The sequence below is a fragment of the Xanthomonas sp. SS genome (assembly GCF_014236835.1).
Lineage (GTDB): Bacteria > Pseudomonadota > Gammaproteobacteria > Xanthomonadales > Xanthomonadaceae > Xanthomonas_A.
The window spans coordinates 4486681-4513330 of the sequence record NZ_CP051190.1 but is presented as its reverse complement, the minus strand read 5'-3'; the positions used below and the strand labels follow the sequence as shown (position 1 = coordinate 4513330).

General features: G+C 68.0%; 24 protein-coding genes. 6 read left to right on the top strand and 18 right to left on the bottom strand.

What is annotated here, in order from left to right; all coding sequences use genetic code 11:
- Window positions 1-30: 30 nt before the first annotated feature.
- On the bottom strand, window positions 31-1272 hold the full coding sequence (locus HEP74_RS19010; protein ID WP_185814189.1) for a hypothetical protein: 1242 nt from the start codon (window positions 1270-1272) through the stop codon (window positions 31-33).
- Window positions 1272-2792 (bottom strand): succinyl-CoA:acetate CoA-transferase ScpC, encoded by a 1521-nt coding sequence (gene scpC, locus HEP74_RS19005; protein WP_185814188.1) that lies wholly within the window; start codon window positions 2790-2792, stop codon window positions 1272-1274. Before scpC ends, HEP74_RS19010 begins: the two co-directional genes overlap by 1 nt.
- On the opposite strand from scpC, the gene HEP74_RS19000 reads away from it, so the two are divergent.
- A complete protein-coding gene (locus tag HEP74_RS19000; protein WP_524540803.1) occupies window positions 2791-5148 on the top strand; it encodes a translocation/assembly module TamB domain-containing protein in 2358 nt (785 codons plus the stop codon). The two genes, scpC and HEP74_RS19000, sit on opposite strands and share 2 nt — an antisense overlap.
- 603 nt (window positions 5149-5751) lie before the next feature.
- Window positions 5752-8580 (top strand): bifunctional [glutamate--ammonia ligase]-adenylyl-L-tyrosine phosphorylase/[glutamate--ammonia-ligase] adenylyltransferase, encoded by a 2829-nt coding sequence (gene glnE / locus HEP74_RS18995; RefSeq protein WP_185814186.1) that lies wholly within the window; start codon window positions 5752-5754, stop codon window positions 8578-8580.
- Window positions 8581-8670: 90 nt separating this feature from the next.
- Here glnE and HEP74_RS18990 read toward each other — a convergent pair whose 3' ends face one another.
- Window positions 8671-8898 carry a hypothetical protein gene (locus HEP74_RS18990; protein WP_185814185.1) on the bottom strand — a complete coding sequence of 76 codons (228 nt, stop codon included), beginning with the start codon at window positions 8896-8898 and terminating at the stop codon, window positions 8671-8673.
- 126 nt (window positions 8899-9024) lie between these two features.
- Here HEP74_RS18990 and HEP74_RS18985 point away from each other — a divergent pair, with 126 nt between their 5' ends.
- Window positions 9025-9186, top strand: coding sequence for a hypothetical protein (locus HEP74_RS18985; RefSeq protein WP_185814184.1), 162 nt, complete (start codon window positions 9025-9027; stop codon window positions 9184-9186).
- Window positions 9187-9277: 91 nt separating this feature from the next.
- Here HEP74_RS18985 and HEP74_RS18980 read toward each other — a convergent pair whose 3' ends face one another.
- The 5 genes from HEP74_RS18980 to HEP74_RS18960 all read right to left on the bottom strand — a co-directional run bounded on the left by HEP74_RS18980 (window position 9278) and on the right by HEP74_RS18960 (window position 14386).
- Window positions 9278-9655 (bottom strand): hypothetical protein, encoded by a 378-nt coding sequence (locus HEP74_RS18980; protein WP_185814183.1) that lies wholly within the window; start codon window positions 9653-9655, stop codon window positions 9278-9280.
- Between the two features lie 45 nt (window positions 9656-9700).
- Window positions 9701-10294: a queuosine precursor transporter gene (locus HEP74_RS18975; RefSeq protein ID WP_185814182.1), complete on the bottom strand. Its 594-nt coding sequence runs from the start codon at window positions 10292-10294 to the stop codon at window positions 9701-9703.
- 288 nt (window positions 10295-10582) lie between these two features.
- The gene (locus HEP74_RS18970; RefSeq protein WP_221893200.1) at window positions 10583-11659 is read right to left on the bottom strand and encodes a glycerophosphodiester phosphodiesterase; all 1077 of its coding nucleotides are present in this window, start codon (window positions 11657-11659) and stop codon (window positions 10583-10585) included.
- A 77-nt stretch (window positions 11660-11736) separates the two neighbouring features.
- Window positions 11737-14034, bottom strand: coding sequence for a TonB-dependent receptor (locus HEP74_RS18965; protein ID WP_185814180.1), 2298 nt, complete (start codon window positions 14032-14034; stop codon window positions 11737-11739).
- Window positions 14035-14113: 79 nt separating this feature from the next.
- Window positions 14114-14386 carry a hypothetical protein gene (locus HEP74_RS18960; RefSeq protein ID WP_185814179.1) on the bottom strand — a complete coding sequence of 91 codons (273 nt, stop codon included), beginning with the start codon at window positions 14384-14386 and terminating at the stop codon, window positions 14114-14116.
- Between the two features lie 302 nt (window positions 14387-14688).
- Here HEP74_RS18960 and HEP74_RS18955 point away from each other — a divergent pair, with 302 nt between their 5' ends.
- The gene (locus tag HEP74_RS18955) at window positions 14689-16569 is read left to right on the top strand and encodes a S53 family peptidase (protein ID WP_185814178.1); all 1881 of its coding nucleotides are present in this window, start codon (window positions 14689-14691) and stop codon (window positions 16567-16569) included.
- Window positions 16570-16665: 96 nt separating this feature from the next.
- On the opposite strand, the gene HEP74_RS18950 is transcribed toward HEP74_RS18955, so the two are convergent.
- On the bottom strand, window positions 16666-17637 hold the full coding sequence (locus HEP74_RS18950) for a mitochondrial fission ELM1 family protein (protein ID WP_255427797.1): 972 nt from the start codon (window positions 17635-17637) through the stop codon (window positions 16666-16668).
- A 131-nt stretch (window positions 17638-17768) separates the two neighbouring features.
- Between HEP74_RS18950 and HEP74_RS18945 the strand changes: the two genes are divergently transcribed.
- Both HEP74_RS18945 and HEP74_RS18940 read left to right on the top strand, forming a co-directional pair.
- Window positions 17769-18359 (top strand): malonic semialdehyde reductase, encoded by a 591-nt coding sequence (locus HEP74_RS18945; protein ID WP_185814176.1) that lies wholly within the window; start codon window positions 17769-17771, stop codon window positions 18357-18359.
- Window positions 18360-18446: 87 nt separating this feature from the next.
- Window positions 18447-19088, top strand: coding sequence for a YceI family protein (locus tag HEP74_RS18940; protein ID WP_185814175.1), 642 nt, complete (start codon window positions 18447-18449; stop codon window positions 19086-19088).
- A gap of 290 nt (window positions 19089-19378) precedes the next feature.
- Here the strand turns inward: HEP74_RS18940 and HEP74_RS18935 are convergent, their stop codons facing one another.
- The 9 genes from HEP74_RS18935 to HEP74_RS18895 form a co-directional block, all read right to left on the bottom strand.
- Complete coding sequence (locus HEP74_RS18935; RefSeq protein WP_185814174.1) at window positions 19379-19825, bottom strand: hypothetical protein; 447 nt, start codon at window positions 19823-19825, stop codon at window positions 19379-19381.
- 24 nt (window positions 19826-19849) lie between these two features.
- Window positions 19850-20107 carry a hypothetical protein gene (locus tag HEP74_RS18930; protein WP_185814173.1) on the bottom strand — a complete coding sequence of 86 codons (258 nt, stop codon included), beginning with the start codon at window positions 20105-20107 and terminating at the stop codon, window positions 19850-19852.
- 10 nt (window positions 20108-20117) lie between these two features.
- Complete coding sequence (locus tag HEP74_RS18925; RefSeq protein WP_185814172.1) at window positions 20118-21104, bottom strand: radical SAM protein; 987 nt, start codon at window positions 21102-21104, stop codon at window positions 20118-20120.
- Between the two features lie 6 nt (window positions 21105-21110).
- Window positions 21111-21380, bottom strand: a complete 270-nt coding sequence (locus HEP74_RS18920) for a hypothetical protein (protein ID WP_185814171.1) — start codon at window positions 21378-21380, stop codon at window positions 21111-21113.
- Window positions 21381-21539: 159 nt separating this feature from the next.
- Window positions 21540-22343, bottom strand: a complete 804-nt coding sequence (locus HEP74_RS18915; protein WP_185814170.1) for a siderophore-interacting protein — start codon at window positions 22341-22343, stop codon at window positions 21540-21542.
- Between the two features lie 83 nt (window positions 22344-22426).
- The gene (locus tag HEP74_RS18910; RefSeq protein ID WP_185814169.1) at window positions 22427-22987 is read right to left on the bottom strand and encodes a PadR family transcriptional regulator; all 561 of its coding nucleotides are present in this window, start codon (window positions 22985-22987) and stop codon (window positions 22427-22429) included.
- Between the two features lie 753 nt (window positions 22988-23740).
- A complete protein-coding gene (locus tag HEP74_RS18905; RefSeq protein WP_185814168.1) occupies window positions 23741-24127 on the bottom strand; it encodes an STAS domain-containing protein in 387 nt (128 codons plus the stop codon).
- Window positions 24124-24564 carry an ATP-binding protein gene (locus HEP74_RS18900; RefSeq protein WP_185814167.1) on the bottom strand — a complete coding sequence of 147 codons (441 nt, stop codon included), beginning with the start codon at window positions 24562-24564 and terminating at the stop codon, window positions 24124-24126. Before HEP74_RS18900 ends, HEP74_RS18905 begins: the two co-directional genes overlap by 4 nt.
- Entirely contained in the window at window positions 24561-26468 is a 1908-nt protein-coding gene (locus HEP74_RS18895) for a SpoIIE family protein phosphatase (RefSeq protein WP_185816713.1), read from the bottom strand. The genes HEP74_RS18900 and HEP74_RS18895 overlap by 4 nt, the downstream gene beginning before the upstream one ends.
- Between the last annotated feature and the right edge of the window lie 182 nt (window positions 26469-26650).

The window sequence follows — 26650 nt, the reverse complement described above, 5'->3', positions numbered from 1 at the left end:
GGTCTGCGCGTACCGCCTACTCAGACCGCGCTATGTCGCGTCGATCGTGTTCTCGCCTCGAAAGGCATACGGCATCAACGGCGCCAGACGGTTGAGCAGCAAATCTTGCAGGGCCTGCCGGTCGTCGGCGAGCAGCACCTCGGCCTCGGCGAGGAAGCGCCGACTGTCCAGTCCTTCGCTCCAGCCCAGTTCGCGATGCGCGGCCTGGCAGGCTTCGATCACGGTTTGCATCAGCTTGAAGACTTCGATCGAATCCGCGGCGTGCTCTGCATCCGCATCATCGGGTGCGGCAAAGTAGTCGCGATTGAAGCTGGCCACGGTGATGCGCAGACGCCAGAACGGGCTGTAGTAGCGCTCGGATGCCACTGTCTCGTCGAGCAGCAGGAACAGACAGGTTGTGCCGAGCAGCATGCCGAGGAAGAAGTTTTCGTTCGACGAGTCGTCGGGGCCGAACTGCGGATAATCCAGTTGACGCCAGAGTACGGAAGCCAGCCTGCCGGCGGTCTCGTCTGCGTCCAGTTCGAGCAGACGGCGCTCGTTGGGAGGCAGGCGCTCGGAACGCACTTCGCCCCGCGTGTCGGATTCTTCCAGTAGTGCATCGTCGCCGAACACGTTGCGCGTAAGGTGCAGATGGCCGCGATAGAAGTGCGCCAGCTCATGCGTCAGCACCATCACCGCCGCGTACAGCGTCGCCATGAGCACCAACGGATTGCCGTGCAGCGGCACCAGCCATGGTCCGTGCTTGGAGGGCGGGGCAGTGCTGGCCTTAGAGATCGCCGGCTCGATGCCGAAGGTCCGTGTGAACGATGGTGTCTGCAGGACAGCGCTGATGCGATGCGTCAGCTGCAGGAGAAGACCGGCGTTGATGACGATGAAGATCGTATGCTGTTTGGAGTCGAAGCTGGATTTCACGCAGGCGTTGACCTCCAGCGTCGGTGCGATGAAGACGCTCAGCCGCCATGGCCACGCGGCGTCGCCTTTGCGAGGCGCCTTCGCACCGACGATGCGTTCCGCAACGCGCAGGAAGGTCACCAGGATCGCTTCGAAGCATTTACGCTGCTCGTCCCCGAGTTCCAGCCCATCGAGGAAGTCCGCATCGAATCTGCGCCCTCCGCAACGAAAATGGATCCATTCGGCCGCCTCCATGTGCAGCGGCTCGGGAAGATCGCCGACATGACACGTGCCGCGCGCACGGTCCTGGAAGTCACGCAGACGCAACCTCTCCTCGCGTTCGGATTTCGGTCCAAGCCTGCTCAGCAGTGCGTCCAGCATCACGCGGAAACCCGCATCGTCCCGATGTCCAGCCAGCGCTGGTGCCAGGACAGCGCCTCGGGCAGCAGGTGTGGGGTGTGCTTGCCGTAGCTGTCGTGCAGGGCGCGGTCGAAATAGTCTTCCAGCTGCGCGCGGTAGCTCGGGTCCACGCAGTGGTCTATCAACTGCCGCGCGCGGTGCCGCGGCGGCAGCCCGCGCAGGTCGGCCAGGCCATGTTCGGTGACGATGATAGAGACGTCGTGTTCGGTGTGGTCCACGTGGCTGACCATCGGCACGATGGCCGAGATGCTGCCGTGCTTGGCGGTGCTGGGGCTGAGGAAGATCGACAGGAAGCTGTTGCGGGCGAAGTCGCCGGAGCCGCCGATGCCGTTCATGATGCGGCTGCCCATCACGTGGGTGGAGTTGACGTTGCCGTACAGATCGGCCTCGATCATGCCGTTCATCGCGATGCAGCCCAGCCGCCGCACCAGTTCCGGATGATTGGAGATCTCCTGCGTGCGCAGGATGATGCGCTCGCGGTAGAAATCGATGTTGCGCTTGAACTCCTCGTTCGCCTCCGGGCTCAGCGCGAAACCGGTGCACGAGGCCACCTTCAGCACGCCGCTGCGCAGCAGGTCGAGCATGCCGTCCTGGATCACCTCGGTGAAGGCGCTCAGGTCGCGAAAGCCGCTGCTGGCCAGGCCGGCCAGCACCGCATTGGGAATGTTGCCCACGCCCGACTGCAACGGCAGCAGGTTGGCCGGCAGCCGGCCCTTGCTCACTTCGTGCTTGAGGAAGTCGATCAGGTGCGCGGCGATGCGCTCGCTGGTGGTGTCGGCCGCGGCGAACGGGCTGTTGCGGTCGGGGCCATGGGTGCGCACCACCGCCACGATCTTGTCTGGATCGCAGCGCAGCGACGGTTCGCCGATGCGGTCGTCGGCGTGCAGCAGCGGGATCGGCTTGCGCTGCGGCGGCAGCGCGGTGCCGTAGTACACGTCGTGCATGCCGTCGATGCCGGCCGGCTGCCAGTCGTTGACCTCGACGATCACCTTCTTGGCCAGGTCCAGCCAGGTCTTGTTGTTGCCGATCGAGGTGGACGGGATCAGGCTGCCGTCCTCGCGAATGCCGGCCACTTCCACCACCGCGGTGTCGATCTCGCCGTAGAAGCCGAACCACACGTGCTGGGCGACATGGCTGAGGTGGATGTCGATGTAGTCCAGGGTGCCGGCGTTGATGCGTTGGCGCGCGTCCGGGTCGGTCTGGAACGGCATGCGCAGGGCGATGCCCTCGGCCTTGGCCAGCGCGCCGTCCAGTTCCGGCGCGGTGGAGGCGCCGGTCATCAGCCGGATCTTGAACGCCTGCCCCTGCAGGTGCGCGGCCTCGATCCGCTGCGCCAGCGCGATCGGCACCGCCTTCGGGTAGCCCGAGCCGGTGAAGCCGCTCATCGCCACCGTCTCGCCGGGCTGGATCAGCGCGGCGGCGGCCTCGGCGGTGACGATGCGCTCGCGCAGGCGCGGGTGGAGGATGCGTTCGGCGGACATGGGGCAACCATGGGGGCAGGGGAGAGGCCGATTATCGCGGATCGCGCCGGTCGCGGCTTTGCGCCGATGGTGCAGTGGCGGCGTTGTGGCTTTCACGCGCCCCACGCCGCGCCACAGCGATAGTGCGTCGGTGCCGCCCTTCGCCCGCCTCTCTCCGAACGCCGCCCTCGAACGCTACCGGCGCTGGCCGCGGCCGTTGCGCCTGCTGCTGCGCGGGCTGTTGATCGCCTATCTGCTGTACCTGCTGCTCGGCAACGTGTTCCTCAACACGCCGCTGTTCGACATGGCGACCAACCGCAAGCCGGAAAAATTCCGCATGCAGACCGGGCCGGCGCTGACCGTGCTGCCGGGCTTCGTCACGGCGTGGGACGTGCGCATGCGCGGACATGTGCAGCGCAGCGTATGGCACCTGCGCGCCGACCGCGCCAGCGCGCGCATCGCATTGCTGCCGCTGCTGCACCGCGAGGTGCGCCTGCCATGGATGGAGGCGGTGAACGTGATCGGCGAGATCGACCGCGTCGCCGACGCCATCCCGCCGCCGCCGCAGAGCGACCAGGGCTGGACCCTGCGCTTCGACGCGATCCACAGCGGCACGCTGCGCCGCGCGCGCTTCGGCGAACTGGCGATCGAAGGCAAGGGCCATGGCACGGTGGGGTTCCTCAAACAACTCAAGGGCGGGCCGTCGGAACTGTTCCCGTCGCAGATCGTGTTCGACGAGGCCAGCGTGCGCTACGGCAAGCGCCAGATCGCCGACCAGGCGCATCTGGACGCGCGCTTCTCGTTCCCCCGCCACTACCGGGCGCAGGCGCCGGGCCTGCGCAAGCTCGGCATCACCGACCTGGCGCTGCAGCTGCACGGGCGCAGCGTGGCGCTGCGCATCGACACTGCCGGGGCGAATACGCAGCTGAGCACCGAACCCGGGCTCGGCCACATCGACGCCAACCTGCGCATGCTGCGCGGCGAACTGCAGCCGGGCAGCAAGCTCAATTGGCGCGTGCCGCTGCACGCTGGCGTCGGTGCCACCGATCGCGGCGTGCTGGCGCTGCTGCTCGACGTCGATCGCGACATCCGGCTGCGCGCGCGCCTGCCTGGGCAGGTCGATCCGCGCAGCATGCTCGACGCCGACGTGCGCATCGCCGGGCGCAGCGTACCGTTTGCCGATCCCGCGGCGTTGCTGCCGCGCCTGTCCGGCACGGTGCAGGGACGCTGGCATTTCGAATCGCTGAACTGGATCAGCGACCTGCTGGTGCGCAAGCCGTGGTTCCGGCTCGACGGCGGCGGCGACGTGTCCGCCGATCTGCGCCTGGCGCACGGCGCGCTGCAGCCGGGCAGTCGCCTCGACGTGCCCGACGTGCAGGCCACGGCCGATGTGTTGCGGTTGCGCATCCGCGGCCAGGCGCAGGCGGTCGGACGCATCGTTGGCACTGCCGCGCAGCCGCGCACCGAGGTCGACGTGCGCATGCATACATTCGCGCTGGCGCCGCTGGCCGAACCCAAGGCGATCTTCGTGCAGGGCGAGAACCTGCGCCTGGACCTGCAGGGCGACGGCGCGCTGGCGACGTTGAAGGAATCGTTGCAGGCGCGCCTGCGCTTCGACGATGCGCGCGTGCCCGACCTGCGCGCCTACAACCGCTACCTGCCGGCATCGCAGGTGCGCGTGCTCGGCGGCAGCGGGTCGCTCAGCGGCGACCTGCACCTGGACGCGGCCGGGCAGGTGGGCGAAGGCAATGTGCGCATGCGCGGCCGCCAGGCGCAGCTGCAGGCGGCCGGACTGGCGCTGGCGGGCGACCTGGATCTGGATGCGCGGCTGCGGCGCGGGGAGCTGCAGGGCAAGCGCTTCGACCTGAGCGGCAGCACGCTGCGCCTGCAGGGCGTGCGCTACGGCGACGGCGCCAAGCAGCGCGACTGGTGGGCCACGCTGCGCGTGCCGCAGGGGCGCATCGCCGCAACGCCGGCCACGCAAGCCGATGCGCAGGTGCAGATCCAGATGCGCGACGCCGGTCCGGTGCTGGCGGTGTTCGCGCAGCGCAGCGATGCGCCGGCCTGGCTGCTCAAGCTAGCCGATGCCGGACAGCTGGAGGCGAGCGGCCAGCTGCGCTGGCGCAAGGACGCGCTGTGGCTGGATCGCTTGCAGGCGGAAAACCAGCGCGTGTCGCTGCGCGCGCGGCTGCGCGTCGGCGATGCCGGTACGCAAGGCGATTTGTATGCGCGCTGGGGCGTGCTCGGTGTCGGCGTGGCGCTGCGCGGCGAACAGCGGCAATGGCATCTGCTCGGCGCGCGCGAGTGGTACGAGCGGCAACCGGCGTGGTTGTCGGACACGCTGCCCGCTCCGGCACCGACGCCGTTGTCGCCCTGAGCCGCAAGGCGGCGCGTGCTTCGCGCGGCGTTGCGTTTACGCAGGCGCGCCAGGTTGCTCGAATCGTGCCTTCGTCGCCAGGCAAGCCGTGTTCCTATGGAGCGACTGCGGATCGCCTGGGCAATCGGTCGCGACGATGAAAGCGCGTCGCGATCGAATCGATCAGGCGCAGCACGTGCCCATGCGTGATCACGTGACGCCTGCGCGCCGATGTCGCGCACCTTGTGTCGATACGCGTAGTCTGTGAAGACGAGACGTCGCCGCATACTGCATTGCAGCAGAATGTACCACCCGGTTTCATTTTGCAGTGCAGCGTGCAATGTGCAAATAAAGCGCCCAAGATCAACCTGCATCCCGACGTGGGGGAGGGAGCAAGGCCCGCTGGCAGTTCGCTGCAAGCGGGCTTTTTTTTTGCCTCGAGTTTGGGTAACCCAGGACGCTGCGTCGCCTTTTCAGGCAGTGCTTTTCGTATGGCGCCAGGCATGGACGCCAATCGTGTACCACGCGCCCTCGCCTGATCGTGCCTACGGCTTGGCCAATCGCGTTGTCGGTGCGCTGCGCGGCCCTCTGTCTGCCGGCGCGCCGGGATGCCATCATCGACGGATGCCCACCTCCTCGCCGCTTGTCCCCGACACCTTGCAACCCTTGCTCGACCGCAACCTGGCGCGCTTGCGCCAAGCCGTCGGCGCGCGCTCCTGGCCCGATCGTCCCGGCTTCGACGCCGACCTGCAGCGCGCGGTGCTCGCCAGCGATTTCCTGCTCGACACGCTGTGCCGGCAACCGGCGCTGCTCGAACACCTGGCGCAGCCCGATCCGCCGCCGTTGCCGGTGCCGCAGCTGGATCCGGCGCAGCCGGCGGCGTGGCCGGCGCAACTGCGCCGCTATCGCGCGGCGGCCTCGGCGCGGCTGGTATGGCGCGACGTGTTGGGCCTGGACGACGTCGATGCGACCCTGGCCGGCAGCACCCAGTTGGCCGAGATCTGCCTCGATATCGCGCTGCAGGCGCTGGAAGACGAATTCGCCACGCGCCACGGCGTGGTCCGCGCCGCCGACGGCAGCGCGCAGCGGCTGGCGGTGTTTGGCCTGGGCAAGCTCGGCGGCGGCGAACTGAATTTTTCCTCGGACGTGGACCTGGTCTACGCCTATCCGCAGGGCGGCGAATCCGATGGCGCGCGTGCGCTCGCTGCCGAGGAATATTTCGCGCGCCTCGGCCAGCGCCTGGCGCGGTTGCTGGACGAGACCACCGCCGACGGCTTCTCGCATCGCGTGGACCTGCGCCTGCGTCCGTTCGGCACCGCCGGGCGGGTGGCGCTGTCGTTCGCCGGCATGGACCACTACTTCCAGCGCGAGGGCCGCGACTGGGAGCGCTATGCGTGGCTGAAGGCGCGCGCGGTGGCCGGCGACATCGCCGCCGGCGAGGACTGGCTGCAGACGTTGCGCCCATTCGTGTACCGGCGCTACCTCGACTTCACCGCGCTCGACGGGCTGCGCGAGATGAAGGCGGCGATCACCGCCGAAGTCGCGCGGCACGATCGTCTCGACGACATCAAGCGCGGTCCCGGCGGCATCCGCGAGATCGAATTCCTGGTGCAGTCGCTGCAGCTGATCCGCGGCGGCCGCGAGCCGGCGTTGCGCGAGCGCCGCTTGCTGCCGGCGTTGCAGGCGCTGGTCGCCGGCGGCCAGGTCGCGGCCGCCGATGGCGCGGCGCTGGCCCACGCGTACCGCTTCCTGCGCCAGGTCGAGAACCGCCTGCAGATGCTGCGCGACGCGCAGACCCATGCGCTGCCGGAAGACGCGCTGGATCGCGCGCGCATCGCGCTCGGTCTCGGTTACGCCGATTGGACCCAGCTGTATGCCGCGTTGCAGGTGCAGCGCGACCGTGTCGCCGCCGAATTCGCCGAGTTGCTGGCGCCGCGCGTGCAGGCAGTGGCGCCGGATGCGCTGGCCAGTTACTGGCGCGGCTTGCCGGACGACGCCGGCGCGCAGGTGCTGGCCGCCGCCGGCTTCGCCGATGCCGAGGGTGCCGACCAGGCGCTGCGCGGCTTCGTGCAGTCGTTGGGCGTGCGCACGCTGTCGGACGCGGCGCGCGCACGGCTGGACCGGGTGCTGCCGGCATTGCTGCACGCCGCCGCGCGCTCGCCGCAGGCCGACGCCGCGTTGCACCGCGTGCTCGGCCTGCTGCAGGCGATCCTGCGCCGCGCCAGCTATCTCGCCTTGCTCGACGAACAGCCCAGCGCGCTGGCGCGGCTGGTCGACGTGCTCGCGCGCAGTGCGTTCCTGTCCGAACGCCTGGTCGCGTATCCGTTGCTGCTCGACGAACTGCTCGACAGCCGCGTCGCCGGGCCGATGCCGGATCGGGCGGCAATGCAGCGGCTGTGCGACAGCGCGGTCGCCGCCGCCGGCGACGATCCGGAAGCCGCCCTGCGCGGCCTCAACGAAGCGCGCCAGGCACTGAGTTTTCGTATCGCGCTGGCCGCGCTGGACCGGCGCCAGCCGGCGGTGCACAGTGCCTGCCAGCTCGCGGAACTGGCCGAAGGCGTGGTGCTGACCGTGTTGCGCCTAGCCCGCGCCGAGCTGGTCGCAGCCCATGGCGAAGTGGCGAGCGGCAGTTTCGCGATCGTCGGCTACGGCAGCCTCGGCGGCATCGAACTTGGCATCGGCTCGGACCTGGACCTGGTGTTCCTGTACGACCATGCCGCCGGCGTGGAGGCTTCCGCCGGACCGCGCCCACTGGAAAGCGGGCGCTGGTTCGCGCGGCTGGCGCAGAAGGTGATCGCGCTGCTCGGTGCGGTCACCGGCGGCGGCCGCCTGTACGACATCGACGTGCGCCTGCGCCCGGACGGCGGCAAGGGCGCGCTGGTGTCGTCGCTGGCCAGCTATACCGAGTACCAGCGCGAGCGCGCCTGGACCTGGGAGCACCAGGCGTTGGTACGCGCGCGCGGCGTCGCCGGCGACGCCGTGTTGCTGCAACGCTTCGAGCAGGTGCGAGAGCAGACCCTGGCGCGTTCGCGCGACGCGGCGCAGCTGCGCGAGGAAGTGCTGAAGATGCGCGCACGCATGCGCGCCGAACTGGACCGCAGCGATGCCGCGCGCTTCGACCTGAAGCAGGGCGCCGGCGGCCTGGTCGATCTGGAATTCCTGCTGCAGGCCGGGGTGTTGCTCGGCGCCGCGCAGCATCCCGAGCTGACCGTGCCGCGCGCTACGCCGGCGCTGATCGACGCATTAGCGGCGAGCGCATGGTTCGATGCGCCGACTGCCGCCCGTTTGCACGAGGCGCACGCAACGCTGGTCGACGCCGGTCTGGCCTGCACGCTTGACCGGCGCCCGCGGCTGACTGCGAGCACCGACGCGATTGCGCGGGCGCGGGCGGCGATCACCGCCGCGGCGCAGGCCAAGGGCCTGGCATTCGAGCCGGGGTGCGGCGAGCGATAGCGCGGCTGGTCCGCCGCCGGCCCGCCGGATCCCACCCGGCCTGCCCGGAAGTGGATGGCACGCCGCTGAGGCGAACATGGGGTGTGCCCGTCATCCGGGGTTGGCTCGCTTTTTGAGCCAAAGCGCCCTGATGAGCATGAGCACAAGCAGAAGAAAGCCGCAGAGTCCTTGCAGCAATTCCGGCCAGCCGGCGCCGAGGTCGCATGCGGCCGCAATTTTCTGCCAAAGAACGTCTGCGGAAAGCGCATTCAAAAGCGAGGCGAGCAATAACGGAAGCAGCAGTGGATCGCGGAGCATGCGCCTGTGGTTCGATGTCATCTGTCTTCGCTTCCTTTCGTTTTTTGAGGCGTGTGTTGGATCCGAGTCACATGCGCGACAGCACGTAGCAGCGTCGTTCGATCCGTCGCACGGGCTCGGCGACGATGTTGCCGAAGTCGACCTGGCGTGGCGAGTGCCGCTGGGGTCGGCGCCGGCCTGAGCTGCACGCTGGACCGGCGGCTGCGCCTGACCGCAAGCACGGAGACCGTCGTGCGCGTGCGCGCGGCGATCACCGTCGCGGCGCAGGCCAAGGGGCTGTCGTTCGAGCCGGAGCGCAGCGAGCGATAGATCGCTGCACGGCTGGTGGCTGAGCAGCGGCCAGTTTTGGCCGGACGTGAGATGGTGGGTAAGCGGCAGCAGCGTATGCACACCGCCATGTCTACGCAACCAAGTCGCCCAGTCGCACCTTGAGTGCTGCGATTTGCTCCTGCACGGCCTCCATCACCTGCGGATTGTTTCCCCACATGTCGATGAATCCCCAAGTGGCATCGGGAGGATCCAGCATGTTGCTCAAGATCTCGATGGCGCTTTCGAGCAGCGGCTTCAAGTCTTCCAGATAGCGGGAGGGCCAGACATAGGCGATGCCCAGCGTCTGCAACAGGTAGCTGGCGGCTCTGACCGAGTCGTAGCGCTCCTGGCTCGGGTCGAACCCATTGATCTCGTCGATCAGGAGCGAAATGTCATGTGCTTTCCAGAACCGCTGAAACCAATCCGCCGCCTCATCGTTGGCCCACGGCTGCGTGTTCCAATCTCCCATGATCTTTGTCCTCGTCTGCGGCCGCCAATTGAATTGTGCTGCGTCCTAGCGCTGTCGCGGCCGCGCGGCCGATGCGCCGGTCGCGGCCGGCGGCGCCATCCGCCACAGCAGCGCCCGGAACGGCGCCAGCAGGAACACGCCGATGCCCAGTTTCACCGCCAGGTCGCCGGCGGCCCAGCTGACCCACGGCAGCGCCGAGCCGGCGAAGGCGACCGACCAGAAGATCGCCGTGTCCAGCGTCGCGCTGCAGGTGGTGGCCACGATCGGCGCGCGCCACCAGCGGCCGCGGCGCAGGCGGTCGAACACCGCGATGTCCAGCAGCTGCGCGGCGATGAACGCCAGGCACGAGGCGGCGGCGATGCGCGGGGTGGCGATCCAGATCGACAGCAGCACCGCCAGCGCGAAGCCGCACCAGGCCACGCGCCGTGCCGCGCGCGGACCGAAGCGGCGATTGATCAGATTGCTGACCAGGAACGCCACCGGATAGCTGAAGGCGCCCCAGGTCAGCCAGTCATTGATCGGGAACTGCACCAGCACGTTCGACAGCAGTACGACTGCGCCCATCGCCAGCACCGCCAACAGCAGGGCGCGCGGGGTCAGTGCGGCGAACGTAGGCGATGGCGAGGACGGCGGAGGCATTGGGCGGCGGCGCGGCGGGCAAGGCGAAGCGGCGCATTATCGCGATGCGGCGGCGTCGCGGCCAGCAGCACGGCACGCCGGCCGCGACGCCGTTGCTCCCTGTAGGAGCGGCTTCAGCCGCGACCGGGCGGTACCGGTAGAGTTTCGGTCGCGGCTGAAGCCGCTCCTACAAGGGAGAAGCGCGCCGCTCTCTTGTGGGAGCGACTTCAGTCGCGACGGGCCTTCCCGGTAACGCCTGTCGCGGCTGAAGCCGCTCCTACAACGGGCGAGCCGCCGAGGAAAGCGCCCTCAGCGTTCTTGCGGCGGCGCCGTCCCATCCACCGCGGCGCGGCCCAGCGCCGGGTCGTCGGTGAAGAAGGCATCCACGCCCGCGGCAATGAACGCGCGCATCTCGGCGATGCTGCCGGCGGCGTTCACCGCCGCCGGGCCGCGCGCGTCCTGCAGTCGCTTGGGCAGGAAGTAGTTCTCCGGACGGAACGTGTACGGCACCACCTGCAGCCCGGCCGCATGCGCGTCGGCGATGAAGGCGGTGGGCGCGGCCAGGGCGCCGTCGGCATCGACCGGGATGATGGTGCGCAGGTTGGGACTGACCAGTTGCGCATACTTGGCGATCGCGCGCAGGCCCTGCGCGCTGCCCATCTGCGCATAGGTCGGGCCTTCGCGCAGTTGGTCGCCCGGGCGTTCCTTCGGGTCGCCCAGCAACTGCACCAGGCGCACGTTCGGATGGTCCTTGCCGAGTTTGCGGTGCAGGGACTGCAGGTTGCCGATCTCGAACGACTGCACGATCACCGGCGCGCTGCGCGTGTACGCATGCGCGTCCAGCGTGGCCAGCACCTTGTCCTCCATTGCCAGGCCCAGCGCCTGGAAATAGGTGCCGTGCTTGATCTCCGGGATCAGCCCGATCGGGCGCCCGCGCGCGGCCGATTCGGCCGCGGCGAAATCGATGATCTCGTCGAAGGTGAGCAGCTGGAACTGCCCGTCGAACGCGGTGCCGCGCAGTTGCGGCAGGCGCTCGCGCGCGCGCAGCGTCTTCAGCTCGGCCAGGGTGAAGTCTTCGGTGAACCACCCCTCCACGCGCTGGCCGTCGATCTGCTTGGCCGTCTTGCGCGCGGCGAACTCCGGATGCGCGGCGACGTCGGTGGTGGCGCCGATCTCGTTCTCGTGGCGCGCCACCAGGGCGCCGTCCTTGGTCGAGACCAGGTCCGGCTCGATGAAATCGGCGCCGTCGGCGATGGCCTTCGCATACGACGCCAGCGTGTGCTCGGGGCGCAGCGCGCTGGCGCCGCGGTGACCGATCACCAGCGGCTTGTGCGTACCCGCCGCCGCGACCGTGTCGGCCGCGGCGGTCAGCGACGACAGCGCCATCGAACATCCCAGCATCCAGATCATGGGTTTCATCATCGCATGCGCTCGGCGGGCAGGTGGGGGCAGGATGCGCGCGTTCAGAAGCGCGCGTCCAGGGTCAGGAACACCTGCCGCGGCGCGCTGGCATGGAACGCCAGCGAACGCCCGTTCGGGTCGCTGTTGCCGAAGGCGGAGAGGTTGGAGGCGTAGCGCTTGTCGGTGAGGTTGGTCACGTTGAGCGACAGCTTCAGGTCCTGCAGGAACGACACCGCGCCGAAGTCGTAGCCGGTGCCGGCGTCGAACGCGGTGTAGCCGCCGAAGCCCTGGTCGTTGGTGTAGGTGTAGTAGCGCTGGCCGGTGTACTTGCCGCGCAGATTGGCGTTCCAGCCGTTGTAGTTCCAGCTGATCTCGCTGGTGAACATGCGCTTGGGCGTGTCCACCGTGTACTTGCCGGCGGTGGGGATGGTCACGCCGTTCTGCACGTAGTTGTCGTCGTAGGTGGAGCGGTTGATCGAGGCGGAGTTGTACCACTGCAGATGCGCGGTCGGCTTCCAGATGAAGGTCAGCTCGCCGCCGCGGCTGCTGACCGAGCCGACGTTGAAGAAGCGCGTGGTGCACGCCGGGGTGGTGCCCTGCTGGATGCTCGGGCAGGGGTTGAGCGAGAGCAGGCGGTTGTCGAAGGTCACGTCGTAGCCGACCAGCGAGGCCTCGAACGTGTCGCGCACCAGGCGGTAGCCAGCCTCGAAGGTCTTCGACTTCTCCGGCTCCAGCGCGCCGACGCTGGCGTCGAACGAAGCCTGGGTCACCAGCAGCGGGCCGCCGGCGCCGCCGCCCTGGAACGCGGCGATGTTCTCGGCGTAGGAGGCGAACACTTCCTGCCCCTCGGCCAGGCGATAGCTCACGCCCGCCTGCGGCAGCAGCGCTTCGCTGGCCTTGAGCGTGCCGTTGGCGACCGGCGCTTCCACCGCGATCCCGGGCGTCTCGCGCGCGGTCATCGTGGTGTGCGGGCTCTTCGCGCCCACGTCCAGGGTCAGGCGCTCGTCGAGCAGCTTGAAGGTGCCCTGCACATAGGCCTGCTTGGTGGTGATCGTGTAGTCCTGCGAGAACAGCCGGCGGTCCGGGCCGCTGAGGAACAGGTCGTCGTCGATCGGGCCGTCGATCCAGTAGAAGTTGCGCTCCACGTGGTGCTTGTTGCGCTCGTACCACACGCCGGCTTCCAGGTGGTGCGGGCCCAGGTCCCAGCCCAGCGAGGCGATGCCGCCGGTGCGGTTGATGGTGTAGTTGGTGCTGCGGATCGAGATCGGCAGCGCCTGCGGCGTACCCGGATTCGAGGCCTGGCCCGGCGACCACCAATGGCCCTGGCCTTCGTTCTCGTGGTGGTAGACCTGGGTGTGCACGCTCACCGCATCCGACGGCTGGAAGTCGCCGGCGAGGTAATACAGGTCGTCGTTGCGCAGCGCGCGGCTTTGGTAGTAGGCGTCGTCGGTATTGTCCACGCCGCCGCTGTAGGCGCAGCGGCTGGCGTCGCGGGTAGCCGGCGCGCAGTAGGCCGCGGCCAGCGCGCGCTGCCAGTCCGGCGCGTACAGGTTCCAGTCCCAGCCCAGGCCGCGGTGCAGGCCGCTCTTGGACAGGTAGGCATAGTCGGCCTGCGAGGTGCGCGAGGTATCGACGAAGGCGGTGATCTTGCCGCCTTCGAACTGGTACACGCCCTTGCCGTTGAACTGCGCGGTGCTGGTCGGCGATTTCGGATCGGCCCACATGTCGGCGCTGGCGTAGACGCCGGACAGGTACGCCGAGAAGCCGTTGTGCTCGCCGGTGTCCAGGCGCAGGTAGGTGCGGCGGTTCTGGTCCGAGCCGACCGTCTGCGACAGGCGCACGCCGGTTTCGGTGGACGGATCGTCCGAGAAGTACTGCACGGTGCCGCCGAGGTTGCTGGTGGACGCGGTGCCCAGGCTGCCGATGCCCGAGGCCAGTTCCACGCCGCCGAAGTTCTCGGCGATCAGCGCGCGGCTGATGTTCAGGCCGTTGTAGTTGCCGTAGGCGTTGTCGCCCAGCGGCAGGCCGTCGAGCGTATAGCCAAGGCGCGTGCCGTTGAAGCCGCGCAGGCTCACCGTCTGCGACTCCTCGTTGGCGCCGAACGCGTCGTTGGACTGCACGTTGACGCCGGGAATGCGGTTGAGCAGTTTCTGGATGCTGGTGCCCGGCGGCAGTACCGCAATGTCCTGGCGGGCGATGCGCTGCACCTGGCGGGTCTCGCCCTGGCCGATCACCGACACCGTATCGAGTTGGCGGGCATCGCCGGTCGCGCTGTCTGCCGGCGCGTCTGCCGCGTGCGCCGCCAGCGGCGACAGCAACGTGGCGAGGATCGCGGCGCTCAGCAAGTGATGGGTAGGCATGCGTGAAAAATTCGCTAAAGGAGGTCGGGCGAAGATGCGACAGCGAGGTTTCAGGATCGCGTCACGCATGTTGCGGTTGTCATGCAATGCCGACACAGGCGACACATTTGCCCAGGTCACCTGAGGTGGCCTGGCGTCGTTGCGTGAAAACTAAACGGCCGCAAAACGGCGCATGCGACCGTTCGAGAATGACGCGGGGCATGCCTGCTTTTTCCGGCGAAAAACACGCATCGCCCGCACATTTTTCTGAAGCGCACACGTGCGTCGACGATGCCGATGAAACATTGCCGATGCATTTCTTTTCAGGATCGAAAATGCGGTGCAACGTCAAAGTTTCGACGCGTGGCTTCATCAATGATTGCGGCCACGTCATCGTTTGGACTTCGCTCGTGACATTGCCGACACAGGTATCGGATGACCGGATGGCATTGCCGCCAGCAAGCCCGTTGCACACGCGAATGCGGCGCGCATTCGCTGGGGAGTCCTCACCGTACCTGCGTGCGGCCGCGGTGGCCGTGCAGATGCGCTAGTCGATCGCAAGTTGCTGTGGCGCGTAGCGGCCGCTGCGCGCCTGTGCGTGTTTCGTTCCCACGCGACGCCGCCTGCAACTGCTTGCAGGCGACGCCCTATCGTTCCATCCAAGGAGAGAGATGCATGATCGATCGTATTCGCCGTCAGCCGCTGCTGGCCGCCGCGTTGTCCGGCTGCGCGCTCGTGTTCGGCAATGCCCATGCCGCGCAGGACGCCACGCTCGCCGCGATGTCCGCCACGTTGCGCACCGCGCCCGTCAGCTTCGACGTGCACCTGCCGTTGCGTGACCAGGCCGGCCTGGACGCATTGCTGGCGGACATCCAGGATCCGGTGTCGCCGCAGTATCACCACTGGCTGTCGCGGGCGGAGTTCGAGCGCCGCTTCGCGCCGTTGCCTGCGCAGGTCGAGCGCGTGCGCTCGGCCTTGCAGGCCGCGCACATGACCGTCACCCAGCAGGGCGCGAGCCTGCATGTGAGCGCCAGTGCCGATAACGTCGAGCGCCTGTTCTCCGCGCCGCTGGCGGTTGATCTGCCCGAAGGCGGGCATGCCAAACTCGCCGCCGCCGCCGGCACGCTGCAGCTGCCGGCCGCGTTGCGCGAGAGTGGCGCCGTGGTCACCGGCCTGACCGGCGGCCTGCCGCTGCACCATGTCCATTCGCAGAGGCTGCGGCAGGTCGATCCGGCCAATCGCAATGGCCGCCTCGGCGTCTACGCGTACAACGATCTCAAGCAGGCCTACGGCTATCCGTCCTACCAGAGCATGATCGGCGCGCCAGGCCAGCAGCGTCGCCTCGACGGGACCGGCACCACGATCGCGGTGCTGATCTCCAGCGACGTGCTGGATTCGGACGTGGATGCGCTGTTCAACGAAGAGAAATTCAGCCGCTATGGCGCCGGTCACGTCAATCCGAAACTGTTCGCACGTCGTTACGTGGCCGGCGCCAAGCCGGGGATCAACGAGGATGGCGGGGCGGGAGGCGAAGCGGCGCTGGACGTGGAGATGGCGTTGGCCGGCGCACCGGGCGCGCATGTGCTGCTGTACGTGATCCCCGACCTGACCGACGCATCGCTCGCCGCGGGCTACCGGCAGATCGTGCAGGACAACGAAGCGGACGTGGTCACTTCCTCGTTCGGCGCCTGCGAGCTGTACTACACCAAGGCCTACAACGACGGCAAGGATCTCACCTCGCCCTTCCACACCATGGATGCGATCTTCAAGCAGGGCAACGCGCAAGGCATCACCTTCATCGCCTCCAGCGGCGACAACGCCGGCGTCGCCTGTGCGGATACGCACTATGCGGTCGAGGGCAAGGACGGCAACTTCGTTGCCGGCGTCGAGCATCCCGCGGCCGATGCGTATGTGACCGCGGTCGGCGGCGGCAATCTGTCCACCAACTACAAGCAGGGATCGCCGGACTCCAGCTACCGGTCCGAGAGCGCCTATGCCGATCCGCTGCTGACCCAGGACTACTACGGCGTGGGCGCGCTGCTGGCCGGGGGCTACTGGGGCGCCGGCGGAGGGGTGAGCACCTTGTTCCAGCGGCCGGCCTATCAGCTGCGCGCGCTGGGCGGCACCCGCACGTCGATGCGCGTATTGCCCGACATCGGCATGCTGGTCGGCGGCTGCCCCGGTGACGCGAAACAGCCGTGCCGCGAAGGCCGGGGGCTGTATGCCAGTTCGGTGCTGTCGGTGTACAAGGGCGAGTTCTATTCGACGATCGGCACCAGCGTCGCCGCGCCCGAGTTCGCCGGCGTGGCCGCGCTGCTGGTGGAGAAGCAGGGACGCCAGGGCAATCTCAACGATTACCTGTATCGGCTCGCGGCCAATTACCCGCAGGCGTTCCATCGCGATATCCCGGGCAACAACGGCGTCGTCGACAACAACGTGCCGCTCAAGGGCAGGTACAACTACACGGCCGGCCTCGGGACGCCGATCGTGCGCGCCTTGATCGGTGCGCTGGACGCGGCTCCGGCCGGCGCGCCGCGCTCGCCCAGCAATCCCTGACCTGACGGGAAGCAACAACGGGGCCGCAGGTGCGCCGATGCCGGCGCGCCTGCGGCCCCGTTGCGTTTGCGCAGGCATGGCCTAGACGGCCTTGCTTCAATCCAGTTGCAGGCGCTCGCGGATGCGCATGGCGATGCGTGCGGTTTCGCGCAGCGGTTCGATCGTGCCGGCAACGGCGCCATGCACGGCCGATGCATCGGCGAGGCGGCCGCGCGCGTGCAGCGTCGCATGGAAGTCGCGTGCGCGGCCGCGTGCCGACGTCGGCATCGCCACCGCCACCGGCACCCGCGTGGCGCAGGCTTCCGACAGCAGGTTCACCGAATCGGGCGTGCACACGATGCGTTCGGCCCAGCCCAGCAGGCCGGCGTAGGGGTTCGCGCCGTCGCCTTCGCCGCACCACACCACGCCTGGCACACCGGCAAACGCGCCACGCAGCGCGGCGGCCACCGCCGGCGGCGTGCGTCGCGAGGTGCTGGCGAGCACGCTGCCGCCGCTGTCGCGCAACTGCGACGCCAATTGTCCGAACACCGACGCCGCGGCATCGGCCGTCCATGGCGCAAGCGCGGCCGGGCCGCCGACCAGCAACGCGGTGCGCGGCGACGGCAGCGCGCCGAAGTGCGGGAACGCCGCGCGCGCGGCGGCCAGCCAGGCATCGTCGATCGGATGCAGGCTGCCGAGCAGGGTGAGCACGTTGTCGCCGCGCAGGCGATCGTGCTCGGGCACCACCACCACGTCCCAGTGCCGCGGCGACAGGCGCGGATCCAGTACCTGCACCACCGCGCTGCCGCGCGCGCGCAGCAGCCGCGTCGCCAGCGCCGCCTGGCGGCCGCAGCCGATCGCCAGCGCCGGTGGTTGCCGCAGCAGCTCGGCGAAGGCGGGGCCATAGGCCTGCGCTGCGCCGGGTAGCCGCCGCGGCGCCAGCCAGCGCCAGGGCGTGTGCGGTTGCAGCACCAGCGCAGGGGCGGGCGGCATTGCGGGTCCAGCCAGCGCCGCGGCGAGCGCTTCCGCCTGGCGCGCGTTGCCGGCGCGGCCGTCGCTAATCGCCCAGGGCGCGCCCGATCGTTTCACGTTTGGTAGTAATCCGTTGCATTGCGGCTGGGTGTTGCGGCTATCGTGCCACTCTACACTGGCCGCCTTGCGCCGAAACCGCCCACCGTGGCTGGGCATCGGCTTCCTCCGACGACAAAAGGTACCTCCGCATGTCCGACGTTCTGCACGATGCCGCCCTGGATCAACTGTTCCGTACCGCCCGCACCCAGAATGCCTTCCGCGACACGCCGGTCGGCGAAGACACCCTGCGCGCCTTGTACGACCTGCTGAAGTGGGGCCCGACCGCGGCCAACAGCAGCCCGGCGCGGTTCGTGTTCGTGACCTCGGCCGCGGGCAAGGAAAAGCTCAAGCCGGCGCTGTCCGAAGGCAACCTGGCCAAGACCCTGGCCGCGCCGGTGACGGTCATCGTCGCCCACGACGAGGATTTCCACGAGAAGCTGCCGTACCTGTTCCCGCACGCCGATGCCAAGAGCTGGTTCGACGGCCCGCGCGAAGGCCGCAGCGAGTCGGCGTTCCGCAACGGCTCGCTGCAGGGCGCCTACCTGATCCTGGCCGCGCGTTCGCTGGGTTTGGATGCGGGCCCGATGTCCGGCTTCGACAACGCCAAGGTCGATGCGGCGTTCTTCGCCGGCACTGCGATCAAGTCCAACTTCCTGGTCAACCTGGGCTACGGCGATCCTGCCGGCCTGTTCCCGCGCCTGCCGCGGCTGAGTTTCGACGAGGCCGCGCGCATCGAGTAAGCCGGCTCGTTTCCGCTTCACCCTCACACCGCTGTGCCTGCGCTTGCCGCAGTTTCCCAACCACCGATTTCTTCAGGAGCTCCGCCCATGAACAAGACCCGCAAACTGCTGCTTCCGCTCGCCCTGGCGCTGGCCGTCGTCGTCGCCCAGCCCGCCACCACCGCCTTCGCCGCGCCGGCCGCTGCGGCCGCCACCGCGATCAAGGGCACCACCGGCACCTACAAGCTCGACCCCTCGCACACCGACGTGCTGGTGCAGTGGAGCCACTTCGGCTTCTCCAACCCCAGCGCGCACTTCGGCGACGTCGACGGCACCCTGGTCTACAACGCCGAGAACGTGGGCAAGTCCAGCGTCCAGGTGACCCTGCCGCTGTCGGGCCTCAACAGCTTCACCGCCAAGTTCGACGAACACCTGAAGAGCGGCGACTTCTTCGACGCCGCCAAGTTCCCGACCGCCACCTTCAAGAGCACCAAGGTCACCGCCGCCGGCACCAACAAGCTGAGCGTGACGGGCGACCTGACCATCAAGGGCATCACCAAGCCGGTGGTGCTGGCGGTGACGCTCAACGGTGCCGGTCCGCACCCGATGAAGAAGGTGCCGGCGCTGGGCTTCGATGCCAGCACCACGATCAAGCGCAGCGACTTCGGCCTGGGCGCGTACGTGCCGAACGTCAGCGACGAGGTCAAGATCCGCATCACCACCGAGGCGCTGCAGGACGCCGCCAAGTAAACCTGCCTGCGCTCGCGGCGGCGCCTCGCGCGCCGCCGCTACAACGCAAACGCCCGCCATCCGGCGGGCGTTTGCGTTTTTGGTCACTCGCTGTGTGTCGCGAGGTGGACGGGCTCACGGGAGCCGCTCGTAGCTACGGAAGGCGCACTGTAGGAGCGGCTTCAGCCGCGACGGGCGTTACCGGGAATGCCCCGTCGCGGTGATCCCACAAACGCGGACAAGAATCGCTCATGCAAGGCAGTGATGCGTCCTGCCGAGCCTCGGCAAAAGCGCGTTTGGTCGAGGTGCTCTTACATCGCCTGTTCGATCGACAGCGCGTACACCTGCACGCCGTAGCGGGTGAAGGTGGCGGTGGTGTCGCTGCCGATGTTCATCTCCTCCAGCGGCGCGCCCTGCGCGTCGGCGAGGGTCAGCCGGTAGATCGGTCCGAAGCGCGTGGTGATGTCGGTGGGGCTGATCTTCACCCGATAGGTGCCGTTCCCCTTGAGCGCGAGCGGCTCGGAGAGCTGCCCGGGAATCAGTTGCAGGTCGGTCGACAGTTGCCGTAGGTCGCCGAGCACCTGAACGGCGAAGGTCTGCGTTTCGGGGAGGGCGCGGCCGAGAGACGCCGCCGCCTGTGTCGCTCTGGCATCGGTGGCCGCGGTCGCTGCAGCCGCAGCAGGGACAATCGCCGCGATTGCGGTGGCGGCGGTGCCGAGGAGGAAGTTACGGCGGCTGTCGTTCGTCTGTGTCGTCATGGCGATCCACCTGGAGTTTGCGCGTCAGCCCTGGCCAGGGCCGGGGTTGGGAGTGAAGCAGGAGCCTTTGTTATTGCAGTTGGTGTTGCTGCCCAATGAGCAGTCTTTCGTATTGGTGCATGCGGGATTTGTACCGTTGCAGACCTCATTGGTGGCGAGCGTGCCGAAGCGCCGTGCTGCCAGTGCTTCGACGGCGGCAGCGCTGGATGCGTCTGATCCATCGATCAGCACTTCTCCATTCTTGCCTATTGATATCTTGTCCGGATCTATGCGGATTGGCATGGGACGTATCTCACGTGCTGGCCAAGGTGGAAAGCGGACAGCCGAGTGTGCGTTCGGATAGGTCGGAAAATCCGCTCATCCAGCGACGCAGCTTGTCGTTTGCGATGTCGATGGTGCCGTCGGCGTGGAGTCGTCCGAGGTCGTTGCGATCATCGTTCAGTGCAACCGTGCACTTGCCGATCTTGCCATTGGCACGGATCATCAGAGAGTTAGGCTTTGCCGCATAGCAGATGTATCCATCCAGATGCTCTTCCGAAATTGGGCGTTCGCCGTTCTGGGGGCGATCGACGCAGGAAGTGATGTAAGAGATCGCTTCAAGGTAGCGGTCGCGCGGCAATATCTTTTCCCCGATCGTGCCGCCCGTGCTCAGATTGGAGACCTTGTGGAAGTAAACAGAAAACCGTGGGTCGCTCAGCAGCTCGCGATGCAGGCTGGAATATAGGCGCCGTACCGATTCGATATTGTCCTGATGCAGGTGCAGGCGCAGCGAGATGGCGAAATTTGCCGATAGTGACCGGTAGGCGATGAGGTTCGACCATATTTTCTCGAACGTGGCGCCTTTGTTGGCGGTGATCCGTGTCTTGTCGTGCCATTCCGCGTCACCGTCCAGTGTGATCTGGAACTCGTGGTGCTGGAGTTCAGTAAACCTCTGCAGCAGAGCCGGCTCGAGCAGATAACCATTGGTGGTAAAGCCGGCGCTGAACGCAACGCCGTGTTGTGCGCACATTGCGTTTGCGTGTTGACCGATATCCAGGACGACATCAGGCGCCAGGAGTGGTTCCCCCCCGAACCAGGAAATGTTGAGCCGATCCAGGTGAGGTACGCGATTGGTGATCAACGCCTTGATGCCGCCGACCACGCTCGGTTGCATACGGCCTATTGCAAAGTCTTCATAGCAATAGGTGCAGCGGAAATTACATTTTTCGGTCGGCAGGAGGATGAGAGACAGGATGCGCGGAGAAAGCGCTTCGGCGATGGTGGATTCGCTCAGCATCATTCTGTCTCAACCGTTCGGCGAGGGCTGGCCGCCGGTTCTACAAGAGCCGACATTGGACGCTTTGGAGCAGTCACCGGTGTTGTTGCAGGTGTAATTCGTGGAAGAGCAGGTGCCGGAGTTGGTGCACGTTCCGGCATTTTCGCTCATCGGGCGAATCGATCCTGCTGTCGCTGAAGCGATCGCCGCAGCGCGCAATCGATGGTTGGCGAAGTTGAGTGATCCGTCCGGGTTCAGCGTGATGCCGCGGGGATCAATCTCGTGAAATGCCTTATCCATCTGCAAGCCGCCTCTCGATATCCGTCGATTGGTGGGAGAGTTTTAGATGTAAAGTTGTTTGATACTGGGATTTAATTCACAAATTCACGTCGTGTCTACATTTCAGAGGCTGCGCTTGTACTCGTGACGATCCCGCTTCAGTCATTGGCGCCATCTTGACTACCGCGCGCTACCCCCGTTTTCGTCCTCTCCCGACTTCCAATACCCCGTCGCCCGGATCCACTCCTTCGGCACATTGAGCCGGCCTTCGACGAACTTGCGCATCATCCGTGCACGCGCCGATTCGCAGGCGATCCAATAGAACGCATCGCCGTCCGGCGCCTCGAAATCGCGCAGCGCATCTTCCAGCAACTGGCTGCCGAGCACGGGCACGCCGTTGCGTTCCAGCCAGGTGATGCGCACCTGCGCGCGCGACGGCAATGCCTGCCGGTCGGCGAAGCCGGGGATCTCGATCAGGGCCTCCACCTTCGCGCCGGCTGGCAATTCTTCCAACCAGCGGCCGATCGCCGGCAGCGCGGTCTCGTCGCCGATCAGCACATAGGTGTCGTAGTCGTCGGCAGCCACGAACGAGCCGCGCGGGCCGCCGACCACCAGTGGGTCGCCCGGGTTGGCCTGCGCCGCCCAGCGGCAGGCCGGGCCATCGCCGTGCAGCACGAAATCCAGGGTCAGTTCCTGCGCCGCGGCGTCGTAGTGGCGCGGGGTGTAGTCGCGCGCCGGCGAGGGCGCGGCGTCGGCCGGGTAGACCGGGCCGCTGTCGGTCATCGTCGGCAGCACGAACGCGCCATCGGCGTTGGGGAAGAACAGTTTGACGTGGTCGTCGGGTCCGGCGCTGACGAAGCCGTCCAGCTCCGCGCCGCCGACCACGATGCGGCGCATGTGCGGGGTCAGCGGTTGGGTGCGCAGCACCTGCAGGTGGCGGAACCGCAGCGGATGACGCAGCAGGCGGTTTTCATGGGTGTTCATGCGGAAAATCCTTGGGGGAAGGGGGGGGGGCGCGTTGCGCCAGCGGAGAGAAAGGGTGGTTGGCTGCGGCGCGCGGGCAGCGCTCAGCCATCGCCGTCGCGTTCCATGCCGTCGGCGGCCTGTGCGAGCAGTTGCGCGACGCGTTCGATCTCCGCCTCGGTCCAGCGGCCGTGCCGGGCCAGCAGGCCATGCTTGATCCGGCGCATCGCCTCGCGCACCGGGGCCGGCACATTCGCGCGGACCAGCGCGCGGGCGCTTTGATGGGTGCGTTCCACCGCCGCGTCCAGCTGCGCGCGCTGCGCCTGTACGAAGGCCAGGCCGTCGGCGGTGATCGCGTAGCGCTTGCGTGCGGCACCGGCATCGGCCTGCACGAGGCCCTGCGCTTCCAACTGCGCCAGGGTCGGGTAGATGGTGCCGGCACTGGGTGTGTACAGCCCATGGAACAGGTCGGCGACCGCGCGGATCAGCTCGTAGCCGTGGCGCGGCTGGGTTTCGATCATCGCCAGCAGCAGTAGGCGCAGGTCGCCATGGCCGAGCGGGCGGCTGCCGCGTCCGCCGCCGCGGCCATGCTGGCTGCGGCCGGCGCTGTCGTCGTCGAACAGGCGGCGCGGATCGCGGTGGCTGGGGTCGGTTGGGCGGGGCATCGTTTCGATATGTCTAAGTGTTGCGAAACGATATATCGAATTTGGGTGGTGGGCAAGGTTGCTGGTGGGGCTTGCGTGGTTGGGGTGGGGGATGGTTCAGTGGCGGGAGCTGGCAGGTAGCTAGTGCCGCGCGTGGTGGGCGCGGCGCGGTTGGGTTGATCGCGTCGCGACTGAAGTCGCTCCCACAAGGATGCTGCACAGCGTCGTGCCAGCTGGCCGCAAGGCGGCGGCTTCTCTGTCGGTACCGCGTCGGCTATTGCGCGTTTTGTGGGAGCGACTGCTTGTTGTGGGAGCGACTTCAGTCGCGACGCGGGGTGGGTCGGTGAGTAGGCTTCGGTGCCTACCTGTCGGGGCTGAAGCCCCTCCTACAGTGCAGCTAGCGGGTTGGTCGCGCGCTTTTTGTAGGAGCGGTTTCAACCGCGACGAACGGAGTCGTTCGCTTTCCGGCGGTGCAATGCGTCGGGACTGAAGTCCCTCCCACAGTGCAATCGCATCGGTCATCGGCGCACCCCTTGTGGGAGCGACTTCAGTCGCGACGCGGGGTGGGTCGGTGAGTAGGCTTCGGAGTCTGTCTGTCGGGGCTGAAGCCCCTCCTACAGTGCAGCTAGCGGGTTGGTCGCGCGCTTTTTGTAGGAGTGGTTTCAACCGCGACGAGCGGAGCCGTTCGCTTTCCGGCGGTGCAATGCGTCGGGACTGAAGTCCCTCCCACAGTGGACCCAGCCAGCCGCAACGCAGGCGAACACCTCGCCGAATTCAGCCGCCGTCGCCTTCCTCCAACACCCGCCGCTGCATCTCGTCCAGGTACTCATCCAGTTCCTGCACCGAGGTGAAGATCTCGTTCAACGGGACCGCCTTGACCACGTCGAACACCTTGCGGATCTGCGGTTGCGGGTTGACCACCAGTACGCGGCCGTCGCGGGTGGCCAGCACCTTGCGCGCCTTGAAGATCGAACGGATGCCGGCGCTGCTGATGTAGTCCAGGTGCGACAGGTCCAGCACCAGGGTGGTGATCTGGGTGGCCAGCAGCGGTGCCAGCGCCTCGTCCAGGGCCTGGTAGGTGTGGGTGTCCAGACGCCCGCTGAGGGTGATGCGCTGGCGCCTGTCCTGGGTGGGGTCGATCTGCAGGCTCAACGTGGTCATGCGGGGAACTCCTGGGGGATGGGGTCGAAGGGTTGCAGCAAGGTGATGCGCACGACATTGCGGCCAGCGTCGTGGCGGTAGTCGATGTGGTCGGCGAGCTGCCGCACCAGATGCAGGCCGAGGCCGCCGATCGGGCGCTCGGTGATGTCCGCGTCCAGGTCCGGCGGCGGTGCGGTGCGCAGGTCGAAGGCCGGGCCGCTGTCGTGGAATTCCAGCACCAGCGCGCCGGTGTCCACCTGCAACAGCACTTCCACCGGCGGCTGTTCGCAGGCCAGGTGACCGTGCTCGAGCGTGTTGCACGCCAACTCCTCGATGATCAGCCGCGCCCGGTGCACGTGGTCCAGGACCACGCCGTGGCGCAGCAGCGCGGCCTCCAGCGTGTCGCTCAGCTGCGCCAGCGTGTCCAGCGCCGGCACCATCTGCAGACGTAGTTTCATGGGCTTCCCTCCCGGGTCGGATCCTGGCGCAACCGGATCGCCAGCAACGTAATGTCGTCGGATTGCGGTGCGGCCGCGGTGAACGCGTGCACGTCGGCCAGCACCCGCGCGCACTGCGCCTGCGCGTCGATGCCTGGCTGCAGCGCGGCCAGCAACCGCTCGGCGCCGTAGGCCTGCAGGCGCGCATCCATCGCTTCGGTGATGCCGTCGGTATAGCTCAGCAGCGTGGCGCCGGCGGCCAGACGCCCGCGCACCACCGGGTAGCGCGTCTGCGGCTCGATCCCCAGCGGCGGCCCCGATTCCACCGCCAGCAACTGCGCATGGCCGTCGGCGCCGAGCAGCACCGGCGGCTCGTGGCCGGCGCTGGACAGCCAGTAGTCGCCGCTGTGCACGTCGATCAAGCCGCACAGCACGGTGGCGAACATGCAGGTGTCGTTGCCCTCGACCATGCGCTGCGAGGCCGCGATCAGGATCGCGTCCGGCCTGGTGTGGCGGCGCGCAGCCACCTCCAGCACGGTCATCGCCCGCGCCATGAACAGCGCCGCCGGCACGCCCTTGTCGGACACGTCGCCGACCACGAACCACAGCAGCCCCGGCTCGGTCTCGAAGAACTGGTAGAAGTCGCCGCCGACCATCGTCGCCGGTTCCAGCAGCGCGTAGGTCTCCAGGTGCTTGTGCGCGCTGTCGAAGGTACGCCCGTCCGGCAGCATCGCCTGCTGGATGTCGCGCGCGATCGACAGCTCGCTCTGCATCCGCTGCCGCGCCTGCGCCAGCGTGGCGATTTCCTCCAGCTGCAACTTGATCGAGCCGCGCGCGCTGTCGAAGGCGCGCGCCATCACCCCCACTTCGTCGTGCCGTTCCACATGCCGCAGCGGATAGTCGAATTCGCCCTGGCTGAAATGCCCGGCCGAGTTGGTCAGGTCCTCGATCGGCCGCGCCAGCCGCGCGGTGTAGCGGTGCAGCAGCCACAGCCACAGCAGCAGTGCGGTGCCGCCGCCCAGCCCCACCCACAGCGCGATGCGGTTGAGCCCAGCCACGATGTAGCGCTCGGACACGGTCAGCGCGAAGGTCCAGCCGGTGTCGCCGACCGCCGCGCTCTGGGTCAGGTAGCGCTCGCCGTCGGGCGCGGTGTGGGAAAAGCGCACCGGCGCATGCGCGGCTACGGCGGCGGCCAGTGGCGACAGGTCCGGCCGGGCGCGTGCCACGTGCGCCTCCAGGGTGCGGCGGAAGCGCAGCGCCGGGTCCGGATGCAGCACGAACAGGCCGTCGGGCGACAGCAGCATCGGCTGCAACCCGGCGCTGGCCGGCAACTCGCCGACGATGGCCTGCAGCCGCTTCAGCGGCACGTCCACGCTGACCATGCCGATCGCCGGCGCCCCCGGATCGTCGCCGGGCAGGCGCAGCGGCAGGTTGTAGGTGGTGAGGTAGTCGCCGCCGGTGGAGGCGTCGCTGTACGGCTCGGACCACCACGGCGCCGACGCCGCCAGCGTGCGCCGGTACCAGGGCATGGTGCGGTAGTCGTAGCCAAGCGCATCGGCCGGCTGCTCGGTCACCGTGCCGTTGGCCCGCCGCAGGTGCCAGGCGAAGCCGCGGTCGTCGCCCTTCAGCGCGCCCGGCTCGATCACCAGCAGCGCCCCGGCGATGTCCGGATCGCCCTCCAGGGTGGCGTGCAGCAGGCTGCGCAGGTTGAACGGCTGGCGCCCGACCGCCGAGGCGCCGGCGGCCAACGTGCGCCCGCTCACCTGCACCGACCCCAGCGTGGCGTCCAGGCTGCGCGCGGTCTGCTGCGCCAGCCCGGCCACTTCTTCGCGCGCATTGCGCACCACCACCTGGCGCGCGCCCAGGTAGAACAGCACCGCCAGGCCCAGCAGCAGCGCCACCTGGATCAGGCTGCCCCACAGCATCAGCCGGGTGCGCAGGCTGTGCCGCCAGGCGACCGCTGAAGCGTCCTGCACTGGCGAGAGAGCGGCGATGGCGGCGTTTCCGCGGGAGTCGGCCCCGATCATAAGCGCAGCCGCGCCCCGCCGCGCATCCGGGGCGCGCGCGGTCCCGGGCCAATGTGACAGTCCGTTCCATACGCTGCCGT